We start from the raw sequence: 13,197 nt of genomic DNA, 5'->3' as shown, positions 1-13,197 counted from the left end.
AACTTTGTTGAGGTAAGATAACGATACCTTTTTTGCAGAGGGTGTTATCTTACCTCTTTTTGATGTATGTTAGATAGCATAACTCTTTACGTCGGCTCCTATCTGTCTGAAATAGGAGATACTTTCGGTAGGCTTGTCACCTGTATCAACTCTGCCGACAAAGCTATAAAAGATTTCGATTTTGCGGGTGTTCGTTTCCTTATCCAGTTCGTGAATAAGAATACGGTCAATAAATTCATGGACGTTTTCGTAGGTCAGTTCTTCAATCGCTGTGTATCTGCGTACCAGTGCGACAAACCTTTTTACGTCCGCGCTGCGCTCGGTGGCGTTGTCGATTTCCTGTGACAGCTCCGCAATCCTCCGGGTCAGCGTCTTTTTTTCTTCATCATAGCCGGAAGTCAGAAAAGCAAATTGTTCATCTGAAAGTTTCCCTAAAGCGTTGTCCTCGTAGAGCTTGCGGAATAAGATGTTCAGCTCGTTAATACGGTTCTGCGCCTTGTCAAGCTCTTTCCGCTGCTGTGTCAGCGTCTTTTGTACTGCCTTTGCGCTGCACTCGTTGGCTGTTTCGATAAACTCCTGTTCATGCTCTTTCACATAAGACGTTACTCGCTGCAAGTCTGCAAGGACAAGTTCTTTCAATACGCTTTTGCGGATATAATGCGTAGTGCAGAGCATATCATTTCTTGCCCGGTTGCGGTAGTTGCCGCAAGTGTAGGCGTGTTTCCGTTCAAGCGTCCCGGCTCCGCGTACTGCATACATTTTGTAGCCGCAGTCCCCGCAAAAGAGCAGCCCGGAAAACAGGTCAATTTCATCAACCTTTGTCGGGCGTTGCCGGGTGGCAATCCGCTTCTGTGCAAGTTCAAAGGTTTCTTCATCAATCAAAGGTTCGTGAGTGTTGGGGAAGAAATACCTTTTTTCCTCCGGGTTCTTTTTCGTCTTTTTCGACTTATAAGATACCTTGTAGGTTTTCCCGGTTATGGTATGCCCTAAATATTCTTTCCTTGTCAGAATGTCGTACAGCGTCTTATCCGGCCAGTTGTACCATGCGTTGAGCTGTGGGCGGGGGTGGCGTTTGCTCCCTGTCCTGCGGTAGCGCAGTTCCCCGACGGTCAGTATTTCATTGTCCCGCAGCCAGTTCTGGATTTCACACATACGGTCGCCCCGTACATACATTGCAAAAATCTGTTTTACGACGTGCGCCGTTTCCGGGTCGGGTATCAGATGATTGCGGTTATCCGGGTCGATAAGGTAGCCGTAAGGAGCTTCGCCGTTGACGCGCTCGCCTTTCTGCGCCTTTGCCTGTTTGACAGCCCGGATTTTCTTTGAGGTGTCGCGGGCGTAAAACTCGTTGAACCAGTTCCGCAGAGGGGTAAACTCGTTATCTTCCCTTGCTGTGTCTACACCGTCGTTAATGGCAATGTAGCGCACTTCATATTCGGGAAAGACAATCTCTATCAGCTCCCCGGTTTTCAGATAATTACGTCCCAGACGGGAAAGGTCTTTTGTTATGACGGTCGCCACGTTCCCGGCTTCAACCTCATGCAGCATGGCTTGAAGCCCCTCACGCTCAAAGCTCACGCCGGAAAATCCGTCGTCTACGAAAAAGCGCGTGTTGAAAAAGTGGTGTTCGTCAGCATACTTTTGTAAAATCAGTTTTTGGTTCTGTATGCTCTCGCTTTCCCCGGCTTGCATATCTTCCTGGCTCAATCTGCAATATAAAGCGGTAATCTTGTCTGTCTGTAACATTTTGTCCTCCTTTCCGACGACAGACAAGCATGGTATTTGTACTGTCTATATTATACCACATACCGCTGCCTGTGTCATGTATAAAATGTGAAGAAACGCCCTATTTCCGGGCGTTTGCGGGGTTCAGTTCCATGTCTTTGCGAATGAGTTTTTTTATCTTTTTATCCAGTGTGTCCGTTGCGCGTTCACTTGCGGACGAACATACAAGGTAAGTAACTTTTCCTATTTTATGCTCCGTTGTGGTAACGGGCGTTTGGTTTTGCGTCAAAGAAAATCCCCCTTTCTTTCGCAAACATATAATATAGTCTATGAATAGCAGCAAGTCCACTATTCAATAAAACAAAGGCTTTAATCGGACGGTTATTAGCATAACCTCATGGGAATTTCACCCCGGCATGGTTCTCATGCCGCCCTACCCATTGCCTGCGACGCTCTTAACGCTCGGACTGTGGCTGTAAGGAAGTATCATTGTATATTCTGCGTGTCGTCGCCCGCAAGCCGCTACACTTGCTTTCCGGCGCGGTGTTGGTCGCTCGGCTGTCCGGGCGGGGATAACCTCACCCGGATAGCGTCATGGCGCACCCGCCGTATGGCTCGGCGCAAAAGGAACGTATCCGATTTGCCCTATGCTGCGCCGCCGTTATCTTGCGCCGCTTTCTTTGTCAAGGTTCAGAATGGCTTTGCTGCCGCGTCAGCAGCGGAACGGAAAAGGGGGAGAGAGAAAGCGTCCCGCCGCCGCTGCGGTTTATTCCTCTGCCTTAAAGGTGAGGACAGCCATCATCAGTTTTGCTTGCAGCCGTTCCCGAATGTCGTGGTCTACGCCAAAATAGACGTTCCCGCGCTCGTCGTACAGCTTCCGCATGGAGAGGCGGGCTATGTAGCCGCTGAAATGCTGCAAGACAATCTTCATGGCGTCCGGGTCGCCCTTTGTCGCTGCCACAATGACAGGATAAGGAACAAGGGCATTTTCCGGGTAGCCGGGTTCGTTACCATTCGTCCCATTCATCAGCATTTTCCTCCAGATATTTTCTTAATTTCTCAAAAGAGCTTGTCCGCCTGTACTGTATCGTGCTTCTCGACGTGTTGAACAGCTCCGCAATCTCGGTATCGTTCATTCCCTCGAAGTAATACAGCAATATGGCTTTGCGCTTTTCTTCCGGCAAAGTACGGATTGCTTCAAGAAGCAGCTTTGGCGTGATTTTCTTCCCGGCTTTCTCAAAGACGGTTTCGGCGGCTTCACGTTTGAAATATTCATCAAACGTATGAAGCTGCCGCGCTTCGTCTAAGGTCATGTCGGAAAAGGTCACTTCCTTTGCATTGTGTCTGCGAAGTTCTCTATGGGTGTCGCAAGCTTCATTGTGCAATACCGTATTACAAAACTTCTGAAAAGCACACTGTTTGTAAAACTCCCTGCTATTAGGTTCCACATTCTCACCTCCTTTCTCGTTGGAAAGTTGGTGGTGCTTCCCCCCTTTTCGCGGGGCAATACGGCGTTTTTCAAAAACGCCGAAGATTTTTTGAAATTTCTTCAAAAATTTTTTGAACGTACAAAATGCGCCCGTCCGAAAAGCCCGGACGGGCGCATAGGCATTGTAAGCAGTATCCAGATGATTAGACAGTTCATATATATAAGCGTAGTTTCCCCCGGTGGTGGGCGGGCTTTTTTTGATAAGTCAATAACTGTCGGATTTTGTCGATATGCTTTTTGCTTCATGGCGGCTACCTCCTTTAGCCGCCGATTTCAACAGTGATACCGCGTCATTTCATTAGAAGATAAAAAGAAACGGCGGCTTTGATTTTTCAAAGCTGCTGCGGAAATCAAAGAACGACAAGCAACAGTTCTGATTTTGCTCCAATATGGTTATTAGGGGCACAAATTAAAATCAAAAAAGAGCCGATAACAGCAGTATTTCAAACTGCATATTATCGGCTCTGCGTCTGTGCGTCTGGCTCTTTTAATTAAATTATTTCTGTTGTTTTTTGGCTTTATTATATGTATTAGCTAACTGTCCACAAGCTGCTTTAATCTCTCTACCATGAGAAACTCTCATGGTAACTTCAAGTCCTGTTTGCTCTAATTGATGTTTGAACGCAACCATTTCTTGTTTTTGTGGTGCTCTAATTTTTGAATTACTCGTCGGGTTGTATTGCAGCACGTTAATCATAACATTTTTGCCCTTAAACCATTTTGCAAGTTGCCTTATATCTGAGGAACGGTCATTTATACCTGGTAAAAGCAAATACGCAAATACCACTTTTCGATTATGCCTTTGAGAATAGGACAATGCTTGCTTAACAACATCTTCAATAGCGTACATGTGCATATGAGGAATGATACAGTTTCTCGCAGCCTGTGTTGCTGCATGTAAAGATATTGTCAACTGAATTTTTAGATGTTCTTCGCGCAATTTTTTTAATTGATTAACTGGACCAACTGTTGATACGGTAATGCCGTCGGTTGGAAAGTTAAGTCCATTTCTATCTCGAAGAATATGGATTGCTGCAATCAAGTTGTCGTAATTGAATAAAGGTTCTCCCATTCCCATAAAAACGATACGATTTACTTTTTGACGTATCAATACAACCTGCTGCACAATTTCAGACGGTGTTAGATTACGAACAAAACCATTGCGTCCGGACTCACAAAAAATACAGCCAACAGAACAACCAACTTGCGTACTTACGCAAACAGTCCCACCATCTCGCCGTTTAATAAAAACCGTTTCAATATACCTGTTATCTTTCAATTCATAAACATACTTTTCAGTATCGCTACTTTTATAGACTTTTTTTGTTGATATTGATAGATTTTCTTTGTGAAATGGCTGTTTATACAATTCCGTATATAAGGCTCTTGCTTTATCCTCTCCAATTACTTCCGACATTTCTTTGTAAGTAAATCCGTATGGGTCATTCAATATTTCCGTAGGTGTACTTTTAGGTAAGTGTTTCATTTAAATATCCTTCCTTTTCAAAATTAAAAAGTTTGTTTTTCAGAGTTTTTGATTATGATTTCTAGTTTTTCAACATCAACGATATGCGTTAATTTACATTTAGGGCAGAAAAGAGGAAAATTTCTTAATACCGTATTATAAAATACTTGAACCCTCGTCTTTCCGTTACAAATTGGACATTTTATCCAATATTTTTCAAGCATAATATTTCTCCTTTTGCGCAAAAAAATGCAGGTCAATTCTCAACATGAGCATTGACCTGCATTTATACATATAATACTACAACAAAATTAAGGCATAGTTTTTATACTATGTCTATACATCGTTAGTTTTGTTGTATAGCATACGCAAAATAAGCATGACAAAAAAGCCCATATTGAAAATGGGAAAAATCTTTTTTGATTTCAATGCTTATCGAATACGCATGCTATGTAACATAAACATTCCCCCCCTTTTATATAATATTATATACAAAAGCAGCTTGTTGTCAACATATATATATATGAATTATTTTGGCTAACTGATAGAACTACGTAGACATATCCAAGAAGAAAGGGGAACAGTAAAATGTAATAGGGTGAATAACTATGGCAAAAAGACCAGTACCACGATACGACTTTAAGGCTTTTGGGGCAGCGATAAAGGCAGCGCGTGAGGGATGCAAGGAGAGCCGCAAGAAAGTAGGCGACGAAATGTTTATCTCGCCGCGCTACCTTGCGAACATTGAGAACAAGGGGCAGCACCCAAGTTTACAGATATTCTTTGAGCTGATACAGCGTTACCATATATCCGTAGACCAATTCCTTTTAGAAACGCCGCCGGAGAAGAACACGCAGCGGCGGCAGCTTGACGCGCTTCTTGACGGTATGAGCGATACAGGCATACGGATTGTAACCGCAACGGCAAAGGAGATTTCCGAAGTCGAAAAAGAGGGCGAATAGGAATGTCCGACTTAAAACTGAACAGGATTTGGAAAGCGTTGTAATCTTTTTTGAGGTTGCAGCGTTTTTCTTTTGCGTAAGTTTGGCAAAATCGCTTTTTCTCCGTAGTAGGTGATAAGAGCCTAAAGGATAAAAACATTCGTAGCAAGCATAGGAAGCGGGTACCACTTCCGTATTTTCGCCCTCCCGCGCTGCGGCGCGTCGGTTGAAAATTGCTTGTTGGGAAGTGTCCCAAACCCTCGGAACGGAAAGGAAAGGAGCGAACACATGGACGGACGCAAAAGGACAGTGCAAATCAAATTCAGAGTGACGGAAGCGGAACGGGATTTAATACTGGAAAAAATGAAGCTCGTACCCACCCGGAACATGGCGGCGTATCTGCGGAAGATTGCCATTGACGGGTATATCATTCAGATAGACCACGCCGATATAAAGGCTATGACCGCAGAGATACAGAAAATCGGTGTCAACGTCAACCAGATAGCACGCCGCGTAAACGCGACGGGGAACGCATACCAAGAGGACATAGAGGAAATAAAGGGGGTGCTTGCGGAGATATGGCGGTTACAAAGATTAAGCCTATTAAAAGCACTCTAAGCAAAGCCCTTGACTATATCGAAAACCCGGACAAGACGGACGGGAAAATGCTTGTGTCCTCTTTCGGTTGCTCCTATGAAACGGCAGATATTGAGTTTGAATATACCCTGTCGCAAGCACTCCAAAAGGGGAACAATTTAGCCTTTCATCTGATACAGTCCTTTGAGCCGGGGGAAGTCGATTATCAGAAAGCCCATGAAATCGGAAAGCAGCTTGCCGACGCGGTAACAAAGGGGCAGCATGAGTATGTACTCACGACGCACATTGACAAAGGACACGTCCATAACCATATCATTTTTTGCGCGGTGAACTTTGTAGACCACCATAAATACAATTCCAACAAAAGGAGCTATTACGGCATACGGAACATGAGCGACAAGCTGTGCCGGGAAAATGGCTTGTCCGTTGTCGTCCCCGGCAAGGGCAGCAAGGGAAAGAGCTATGCGGAGTACCAGGCAGAAAAGACGGGTACAAGTTGGAAAGGCAAGCTGAAAACCACTGTTGACGCGCTTATCCCCCAAGTTTCCAGTTTTGAGGAATTGCTAACGCGGTTACAGGCGGCGGGCTATGAGATAAAGCCGGGGAAATATGTATCATGCCGCGCCCCCGGACAGGAACGCTTCACCCGCCTTAAAACCCTCGGCGCAGACTATACAGAGGAAGCCGTAAGGGAACGGATAGCGGGCAGACGGACAAAGGTGGCGAAAGCTCCCAGAGAGCAGCGCGGCGTGTCGCTGCTTATCGACATTGAGAACAGTATCAAGGCAGCGCAGAGTAAGGGCTATGAACAGTGGGCGAAAATCCACAATCTGAAACAGGCAGCTAAAACAATGAATTTCTTGACGGAACATAAGATTGAGCAGTACGCGGATTTAGTCAGCCGGATTGAGGAAATGGCAGCGGAAAGCGGACAGGCGGCAGACGCATTGAAGAACGCCGAAAAGCGGCTTGCGGAAATGGCGGTGCTTATCAAGAATGTTTCCACCTATCAAAAGACAAAGCCTGTCTATGACGCATACCGCAAGGCAAGGAACAGGGAGAAGTACCGCGCCGGACAGGAACAGGCAATTATCCTCCATGAAGCCGCCGTAAGGTCACTGAAAGCGGCGGGCATTGCGAAGCTCCCGAACCTCGCCGCGCTGCAATCGGAGTATGAAGCCCTCCAAGCGCAGAAAGAAGCCCTTTACGCCGACTATGGAAAATTGAAAAAGAAAGTCCGGGAATATGATATTATCAAGCAGAACATTGACAGCATTTTACAGGCAGACAGACAGCCGGAACGGGAAAAGGAAACAGAACGCGGATAAGGATAGCAAAATCCCCGCCGCTGTGCTATGATAGGGCTATCAAAAAGCAGAGGAGCGTTGAGCATGGAAAACCAGAAAATGCCGGAATATGAAACCATACGCGCCGCCGTTGCCGGGGAGAAATGGGCGGTGGAGAAAGTCGTGGATTGCTACAAGGACGAAATCGACAGGCTATCGACGGTAGCGGTCAGACAGCCAGACGGAAGCACGAAACAGGAAATCAACGAAGATATGCGCCAGTCTATCACAAAGAAGCTGATAGAAGCCCTCCCGCAGTTCCCGCTTGAAGAAATGGAAAAGGGAAATGTCAGATAGGCAAAAAAAGAACAGGGCGCGGAAGCCAGTATATGACTTCCGCGCCCTGTCTTTTTATGGGTGCTGTTTTCGTGAATGTTACGCAGTAGAACGCCATTTTCGGGGGTAAAGGTATAAAGTATCGCCTATCCGATTTTCACGCCCGGAAAGCCCTGTAAATCAAGGGATTTTCCGCACCTACTGCGTAACAGGGGTGCGTCTTTTCCTCATGCGCTCGGCAGCTTGTCTGCGGGTGATACGCTTCCGGCAGACGGGGCAGTATTTGACACTGTTAGAGGTTGACGCAAAGAACGCGCCGCACTCGGTACACTTCTTCTTGTCCCCTGTCTGGTAAAGCTCCGCATAGAGTAGCCTGTCGGCGGGAAGCACCGCAGCCCGGAACCACTTGCAGAGAAGCGAATAGGAAATGAGCTGCGGACAAACGCACTCGTCCCCGTCGTCCAGTAAGATACAGTTCCCGTTATCATAATTGCAGCACGTCCGGCGCACAAGGGCGTTGACTTTCCGGCTCTGGGGCGGCGTCAGCCGCTTAACCCCGTTCATACTTCATCAGCGGCGTAAATGGGAAGCTCTGCAAATTCCGCTTCGGTCAAAGCGTCCACTTTGGAAAGGGTGCGCTTTGCAAGCTCCCGCATATCCGCGTCCATGTAGGGCAGCGCGGCGTTGACATTCTCAATCAAAGCCCGCTTGCCGCCCTCGTTGTAAATGCTCAAAAGGTTTGTTTCTTCAACAGTCAGTCTAATCATGCTCATACCTCCATATCGTGATTTTTTGTTTTTGCCGCCGCCTTTTTCGGGGCGGTCTTTGCCTTGTCTGCTTTAAGCTGCGCCCGGATAGAGGGGCGGGGCTTCCTTATCTTCCTGTCCCGGTTCTCCCCCTTGTCAATCAGCGCATACGTCCCATGTCTGCCCTCGATTTTGGAAAAGGCAAGGGTCTTGTAGGGCAGCATGGAGAAAAGGCGGTCAGTGTCCTTTGTGGCTGCAAGCTGCATGAACGCCGGGGAAAGCTCTACCATGAAATGGGTCTTGTTGGGGCTGTTCGGCGTGTCGTGCCGCTTCATTTCCCGTACAATGCGCCGCGCTTCCGTTTCAATCAGCCCGTCCCGCAATGCGGCGATATGCGCCTTGAAATCCCCCGGCGGAAGCTGCTCCCGGCTGCGCCGTTCTTCCTGTAAGAGCGATTGCAGCGCGTCCGGGTCGTTGGGTACGGCTTCAAAGCGTTCAAACTTTCCAAGCTCATAATCGGGATTGCCGTTGAAAAACTGTCCGGCGGGTATCTCCCGTTCCCCATGCTCATAAATCAGCTTCACCGTATCGGCGGGCAGCTCCTTTTCCTTGACGCGCTCATAATGTTTAGCGTAGTCCAGTTCGTACAGATTGCCCTTGATTTTCCCGCGCTCCGTCCCCGTTAGCTCGATTGCATAGGCAAGGACGCGGTCGCTCGTCTGCTCCATGTAGAAACGCCATGTGTTGTGGGGCGCGGTGTCTTTGAGGAAAACGTCGCGCTCCCGGAAGCAATGCGTCCCGGACGGGCGGCAGAACCACAAAAGGGTCTTGTCCTCCTTGCGGGGGCTTGCCGCCGCCTTTGCGATAATCTCCTTGTCAATCTCCAAGTCGCTCTGGTAAAAGCCTGTGTTCTGCTTCATAACCGCATTGAGGGAAGCGAACAAATCCACGTTCTCAAATTTACTCTGTTTCGGCATGGGTCAGCTCCTTTCCAAATCCTGTAATTTCTGCTTTGCGTTTTTCTTCTGCGCCTTTTCCTTGTCAGCCCTAAGCTGCGCCCGGATAGAGGGCTTCTTTTCCGGCTTCGCTTCCTTGCCGCGCTCTTTGTCGGCTTTGACCGCGTTAGCCAGGTCAACAAGGGAAATTGTTTCTCCCGCCTTAACCTTTGCTTCCAGTTCGTCAACGGTAGGGGTGTTGTTGATGATACCGTCAAAGTTGTTGTCGTTCTGCTCTACGGTGTCCTCGATATGCTTCAAGGGGTTTGCCTTTTCCGGCTGCTCTGCGGCAACAGCAAACGCCCGCGTCCCGTTCCCCATAATCAGATACTTTCCGTCGTCCGACTGGTGGTGAAAGCCATATCCGGCGGCTTCTATCTGCTCCCGGCTCATGGCGGTCACATGGAAAGTCCCCCTCGGTGTCTGGATTGTTTCGCCCGTTGTCAGCTCGTCCGGGGTAAGCTGCTTCTGCTCCTGTAAAAACTCCGGCACTTGCCGGAAGCCTACGCTGTCAACGTAATGCGCGGTGTCCTGTCCGTTCTGATGAAGCACTACCACGTCCGAAACGGAAAGGCTGTGTCCCTTAAAATCTTTTGGGTGGTCGATATTGAAGCGGGTATAAATATCTTCAAGGGAAGTTTCCGGCGCAAGGGGCGCGGAATAGACAAGCTCATAGTTCGCTTTATCAACCACATTTCCCGCCGCCTGCAGGCGGTCGTAAGGCTCAAAGCGGAAGTCCCTTGTTTCGTCCCCGCCCTTTATCTGGTAAATGGAAAAGGTGTCCTTGTCCTGTCCGGTGGTCTGCGCCGTTTCCTGTGCCTTTGCGTAAAGCTGCTTTACGTCGCCCTCGGTCAGCTCGCCGCTTTTGAGCTGCCCCATAAGCTCGCGGCATTTCTCCGGCGTTCCCGTATAAAGCACGTCGCCCATTTTCGCCCGCCCGTTCTCCTGTGTCACATAGGCTTGCAAGAGGTGGCTGTTTTCCCGGCTGTCGCTGTAAGGGTTCCGGCGCACTCTGTAAATCGTTTCCGGGGTAAAGGCTTCTTTCGGGGCTGCTTCCGGCTTTTCTTTCCCGGCTGTATCTGCTTTTTTCGGGGCTTCCGGCTGTGGCGCGGCTTCTTGTCCCTCTCTGGTGGGCTGCTCCTGTCCGGCGGTCTGCTCCTTGTCCTGTGCCTTTTGCAGCTCCGCAAAATTCGCGTCTATGGAATTGATAATCTCGGCGGCTGCGCTGCGTATCGTTTCAAGGGAGCTTTTCAGCTCGGACAGCTCCCGCCCGCTGCTCCACCCGGCGACATAGCCGAAAGAATAGTCCGACGTGTCAAGCCCGTAATGTTGGCAGACGGTATAGGCGACGCTTTCCGCTTCGACTTCGCGGGTGCGGCGGTCAACGCGGGGTTGCTCGTCCTTTGGCGCGTTGAGGTCAATGTCGTGCAGCTTCGCATGGGCGATTTCGTGAATGGCGGTCTTTAAGGTCTGTAATTCGCTCATGCCCTCGTTGATAGCAATGCGCTTGTCCTCCAAGTGGTAGTAGCCATGAGAGCCGCCCTCGATATTCTCAAAGGCGATAGGAACGGGGGAAGTCTTTTCAAGGGCTGCGAAAAAGTCCTTATAGCGGTCAACGTCGCCTGTCAGTTCGTCAACGGCAATGTCCGGCAGTTCCTTTCCCTCGGTCTGGGAAACGTCAAAGACGGATACCACCTTGTAGGCGGGTATGGTGATTTCCTTTTCCTCGGTGACGGGCTTTCCGTCCTTGCCGATTATGGGCTTCTGCGTGTGCGGGTCGATTTTCTGCATTTCCTGTTTGATTTTATAGGGCGACGGGGCAATGATTTTAATTCCCTTTTGCCCTCTCATCACATTTCGCTCAAAGTTGTTCTTCCAAGCGGAAAAGCCCGCCAAAAGGGAAGCGTCCGGCTTCTGCATGGCGATAAGGACGGTGTTTCGGAAGCTGTAATTATGGAATTTTGACATGACTTTCAGATATTCCTTGTAACGCTCGCTGTCAAAGAGTTCCGTAATGCCCTGTTCCAGACGGTCGGTAATCTCTTTTAATTTCTCGGCGGGCTTCCCGGCTGTCAGCACGATAGGGATAACCGGGTGCGGCTCCTGTGGCTGCTCTGCGGCGGTTCGGGCGGTCTGCTCTGTGGCGGCTGCGTCCATAAAGGTCTTGTCCTGTCCGCCGCGTTCCGGCTGTGGGAAGCTCATAACGCGGTATTCTTTGGGTATCTCGTTTTCCGTTCCCCGATACCATTCGGTAAAGGTGTTCTGATTGTTATAGATATAGCCCTGTTCGGTAAACTGCCCCTTATCCTTGCTAACTGCGTCCCGCCCGTATTCTTCATACTTGAAATATTTCTTTGCTTCTTCGGGAAGCTCCAGCTCGTCCAGTTCGTCGATAAGATAATAACCGTAATCTTCTTCGCTGCGGACAGTGGGATAGAGCCAGTAACAGTCAAGGTTTTGTGCAAGGTTGATAAGGTCTTTCATGCTTCCGGCATACTCGCCATGTGTAACCGCCGCCGCAAATTTATCCTTGTCCCCGTCACTCTGCATTTCCAGAAGTTTTCCAAAATAATTCAGCTCGTCCATGCTTGCGCTTTGGATAACGGAAAGCGGCAAGTCAAAGGGGCAGTCCTCCGTAGAAGAATACCCGTTGATGAAAAAATCCTGCGGATTGTCTGCGGTAATGCCGACGCTTTCCATAGCCGCATGAAGCTGCTCTGTTGTGGTCGGCATGGGAAGCCACACGCCGCCCGGTTTGCCTGTTTCAAAGCGGCTGCGGCTGTCGATAAGAATTGAAAACTGCTCGTTTATGGTTTCACGCTCCTTTCTCTGTTCGGTGTCCTGTGGCGGCTCTGCTGTGGTGGGGGCTGCTTTTTCAGCGGTAGGCTGCGCCCGTTCCTCGCCCTCGATAGCATAGCCCGGTAAAAGCTGCCCGTTTACTTTGAAATGCTCTGCATACTCTGGCGGGATAGGCGGCGATACCTCGGTGAATAAATGCTGATAGGCTTTGATACGCCCATTCAGATATTTTTCCATAGCTGCCTTGTCTGCAAAGACTTTCCTTTCCTGTCCGGCGATTTTTGCCTGTCCGTAATTGTGGGGGCTGTTGGTGTAAATACTCCATGAAAGCGTCCACGAATAGGGAATGGATTTCTCTTTTTCCCTGTCATACCGGGTATTCTCGGATATGTGGTAGCGCATTTGGTAGACGCGGTTGCTGATGTGCTTCCCGTAGTCCGTAGCTTCCCACTGGTTCGCGGTATGCGTAGCTTCGGGTGTCCTCACATACTCAATGGCTTTGTCAATGGCAAGGGTCTTTCCCGCCTGTTCGTCCCATGCCGCCGCCTGTTCTTGCAAGGCTTCAAAAGCTGCCTGTTCAGCCGCCGCGTATTCTTCCCGCAATGCCTGTAACTGTTCTAAGGGCAGGGCGGTAAGCCCGGAAAGGTCAGCGGTCTGTTCCTCAAAATAAATATTTCGCTCTATCCGCATACTGTCAGCCGGGTCTAACTTGTCACGCTCAAACATGGAGTAACCTTTTTTCTTTTCCATTCATTCGCTCCTTTCTGAAATGGCGGCGCACCGCCGCGCTTTTGGGGTTCGCCCCGTACTACGGTGGG

Annotated in this window: 15 protein-coding genes; 4 read left to right on the top strand and 11 right to left on the bottom strand. The window is 49.0% G+C overall.

Going from position 1 to position 13,197, the window contains the following annotated elements; translation table 11 throughout:
• Positions 1 to 69: 69 nt before the first annotated feature.
• From ABID13_RS27190 to ABID13_RS27160, 7 genes are all read right to left on the bottom strand, one after another.
• Positions 70 to 1,746, bottom strand: coding sequence for a recombinase family protein (locus ABID13_RS27190; protein ID WP_002569190.1), 1,677 nt, complete (start codon positions 1,744 to 1,746; stop codon positions 70 to 72).
• A gap of 100 nt (positions 1,747 to 1,846) precedes the next feature.
• Positions 1,847 to 2,074 (bottom strand): transposon-encoded TnpW family protein, encoded by a 228-nt coding sequence (locus ABID13_RS27185; RefSeq protein WP_004613661.1) that lies wholly within the window; start codon positions 2,072 to 2,074, stop codon positions 1,847 to 1,849.
• Between the two features lie 417 nt (positions 2,075 to 2,491).
• A complete protein-coding gene (locus ABID13_RS27180; RefSeq protein WP_002569189.1) occupies positions 2,492 to 2,752 on the bottom strand; it encodes a helix-turn-helix domain-containing protein in 261 nt (86 codons plus the stop codon).
• Positions 2,733 to 3,173, bottom strand: coding sequence for an RNA polymerase sigma factor (locus ABID13_RS27175; protein WP_048929684.1), 441 nt, complete (start codon positions 3,171 to 3,173; stop codon positions 2,733 to 2,735). The genes ABID13_RS27180 and ABID13_RS27175 overlap by 20 nt, the downstream gene beginning before the upstream one ends.
• A 101-nt stretch (positions 3,174 to 3,274) precedes the next feature.
• Positions 3,275 to 3,460, bottom strand: coding sequence for a hypothetical protein (locus tag ABID13_RS27170; protein WP_009243795.1), 186 nt, complete (start codon positions 3,458 to 3,460; stop codon positions 3,275 to 3,277).
• Between the two features lie 250 nt (positions 3,461 to 3,710).
• Positions 3,711 to 4,700 (bottom strand): 23S rRNA (adenine(2503)-C(2))-methyltransferase RlmN, encoded by a 990-nt coding sequence (gene rlmN, locus ABID13_RS27165; protein ID WP_002569187.1) that lies wholly within the window; start codon positions 4,698 to 4,700, stop codon positions 3,711 to 3,713.
• Between the two features lie 23 nt (positions 4,701 to 4,723).
• Positions 4,724 to 4,903 (bottom strand): cysteine-rich KTR domain-containing protein, encoded by a 180-nt coding sequence (locus ABID13_RS27160; protein ID WP_002588768.1) that lies wholly within the window; start codon positions 4,901 to 4,903, stop codon positions 4,724 to 4,726.
• A gap of 384 nt (positions 4,904 to 5,287) precedes the next feature.
• Between ABID13_RS27160 and ABID13_RS27155 the strand changes: the two genes are divergently transcribed.
• From ABID13_RS27155 to ABID13_RS27140, 4 genes are all read left to right on the top strand, one after another.
• The gene (locus ABID13_RS27155; protein WP_002569186.1) at positions 5,288 to 5,641 is read left to right on the top strand and encodes a helix-turn-helix transcriptional regulator; all 354 of its coding nucleotides are present in this window, start codon (positions 5,288 to 5,290) and stop codon (positions 5,639 to 5,641) included.
• 267 nt (positions 5,642 to 5,908) lie between these two features.
• Positions 5,909 to 6,238, top strand: coding sequence for a plasmid mobilization protein (locus tag ABID13_RS27150; protein ID WP_002569185.1), 330 nt, complete (start codon positions 5,909 to 5,911; stop codon positions 6,236 to 6,238).
• On the top strand, positions 6,199 to 7,545 hold the full coding sequence (locus ABID13_RS27145; protein ID WP_002569184.1) for a relaxase/mobilization nuclease domain-containing protein: 1,347 nt from the start codon (positions 6,199 to 6,201) through the stop codon (positions 7,543 to 7,545). Before ABID13_RS27150 ends, ABID13_RS27145 begins: the two co-directional genes overlap by 40 nt.
• A 63-nt stretch (positions 7,546 to 7,608) precedes the next feature.
• Complete coding sequence (locus ABID13_RS27140; RefSeq protein WP_002569183.1) at positions 7,609 to 7,860, top strand: helix-turn-helix domain-containing protein; 252 nt, start codon at positions 7,609 to 7,611, stop codon at positions 7,858 to 7,860.
• Between the two features lie 177 nt (positions 7,861 to 8,037).
• Here the strand turns inward: ABID13_RS27140 and ABID13_RS27135 are convergent, their stop codons facing one another.
• The 4 genes from ABID13_RS27135 to ABID13_RS27120 are packed head-to-tail and all read right to left on the bottom strand — an operon-like array spanning position 8,038 to position 13,129.
• Positions 8,038 to 8,403, bottom strand: coding sequence for a cysteine-rich VLP domain-containing protein (locus tag ABID13_RS27135; protein WP_002569182.1), 366 nt, complete (start codon positions 8,401 to 8,403; stop codon positions 8,038 to 8,040).
• The gene (locus ABID13_RS27130) at positions 8,400 to 8,612 is read right to left on the bottom strand and encodes a transposon-transfer assisting family protein (protein ID WP_004607965.1); all 213 of its coding nucleotides are present in this window, start codon (positions 8,610 to 8,612) and stop codon (positions 8,400 to 8,402) included. Before ABID13_RS27130 ends, ABID13_RS27135 begins: the two co-directional genes overlap by 4 nt.
• Positions 8,609 to 9,562 (bottom strand): hypothetical protein, encoded by a 954-nt coding sequence (locus ABID13_RS27125; protein ID WP_002569180.1) that lies wholly within the window; start codon positions 9,560 to 9,562, stop codon positions 8,609 to 8,611. The genes ABID13_RS27130 and ABID13_RS27125 overlap by 4 nt, the downstream gene beginning before the upstream one ends.
• Positions 9,563 to 9,565: 3 nt before the next feature.
• Positions 9,566 to 13,129: a YodL domain-containing protein gene (locus ABID13_RS27120; RefSeq protein ID WP_002569179.1), complete on the bottom strand. Its 3,564-nt coding sequence runs from the start codon at positions 13,127 to 13,129 to the stop codon at positions 9,566 to 9,568.
• Positions 13,130 to 13,197 lie beyond the last annotated feature (68 nt).

This window comes from Enterocloster citroniae, from assembly GCF_040545455.1.
GTDB classification, from domain to species: domain Bacteria; phylum Bacillota; class Clostridia; order Lachnospirales; family Lachnospiraceae; genus Enterocloster; species Enterocloster citroniae.
This window is presented reverse-complemented; position numbering and strand designations above follow the sequence as displayed.

Bases quoted from the DNA above. Each gene is read 5' to 3' on its own strand.
- ABID13_RS27130 (WP_004607965.1), bottom strand. From the start codon at position 8,612: ATGAGCATGATTAGACTGACTGTTGAAGAAACAAACCTTTTGAGCATT.
- ABID13_RS27120 (WP_002569179.1), bottom strand. From the start codon at position 13,129: ATGGAAAAGAAAAAAGGTTACTCCATGTTTGAGCGTGACAAGTTAGAC.
- ABID13_RS27140 (WP_002569183.1), top strand. From the start codon at position 7,609: ATGGAAAACCAGAAAATGCCGGAATATGAAACCATACGCGCCGCCGTT.
- ABID13_RS27145 (WP_002569184.1), top strand. From the start codon at position 6,199: ATGGCGGTTACAAAGATTAAGCCTATTAAAAGCACTCTAAGCAAAGCC.
- ABID13_RS27125 (WP_002569180.1), bottom strand. From the start codon at position 9,562: ATGCCGAAACAGAGTAAATTTGAGAACGTGGATTTGTTCGCTTCCCTC.
- ABID13_RS27170 (WP_009243795.1), bottom strand. From the start codon at position 3,460: ATGAAGCAAAAAGCATATCGACAAAATCCGACAGTTATTGACTTATCA.
- rlmN (WP_002569187.1), bottom strand. From the start codon at position 4,700: ATGAAACACTTACCTAAAAGTACACCTACGGAAATATTGAATGACCCA.
- ABID13_RS27150 (WP_002569185.1), top strand. From the start codon at position 5,909: ATGGACGGACGCAAAAGGACAGTGCAAATCAAATTCAGAGTGACGGAA.
- ABID13_RS27135 (WP_002569182.1), bottom strand. From the start codon at position 8,403: ATGAACGGGGTTAAGCGGCTGACGCCGCCCCAGAGCCGGAAAGTCAAC.
- ABID13_RS27180 (WP_002569189.1), bottom strand. From the start codon at position 2,752: ATGAATGGGACGAATGGTAACGAACCCGGCTACCCGGAAAATGCCCTT.
- ABID13_RS27160 (WP_002588768.1), bottom strand. From the start codon at position 4,903: ATGCTTGAAAAATATTGGATAAAATGTCCAATTTGTAACGGAAAGACG.
- ABID13_RS27190 (WP_002569190.1), bottom strand. From the start codon at position 1,746: ATGTTACAGACAGACAAGATTACCGCTTTATATTGCAGATTGAGCCAG.
- ABID13_RS27155 (WP_002569186.1), top strand. From the start codon at position 5,288: ATGGCAAAAAGACCAGTACCACGATACGACTTTAAGGCTTTTGGGGCA.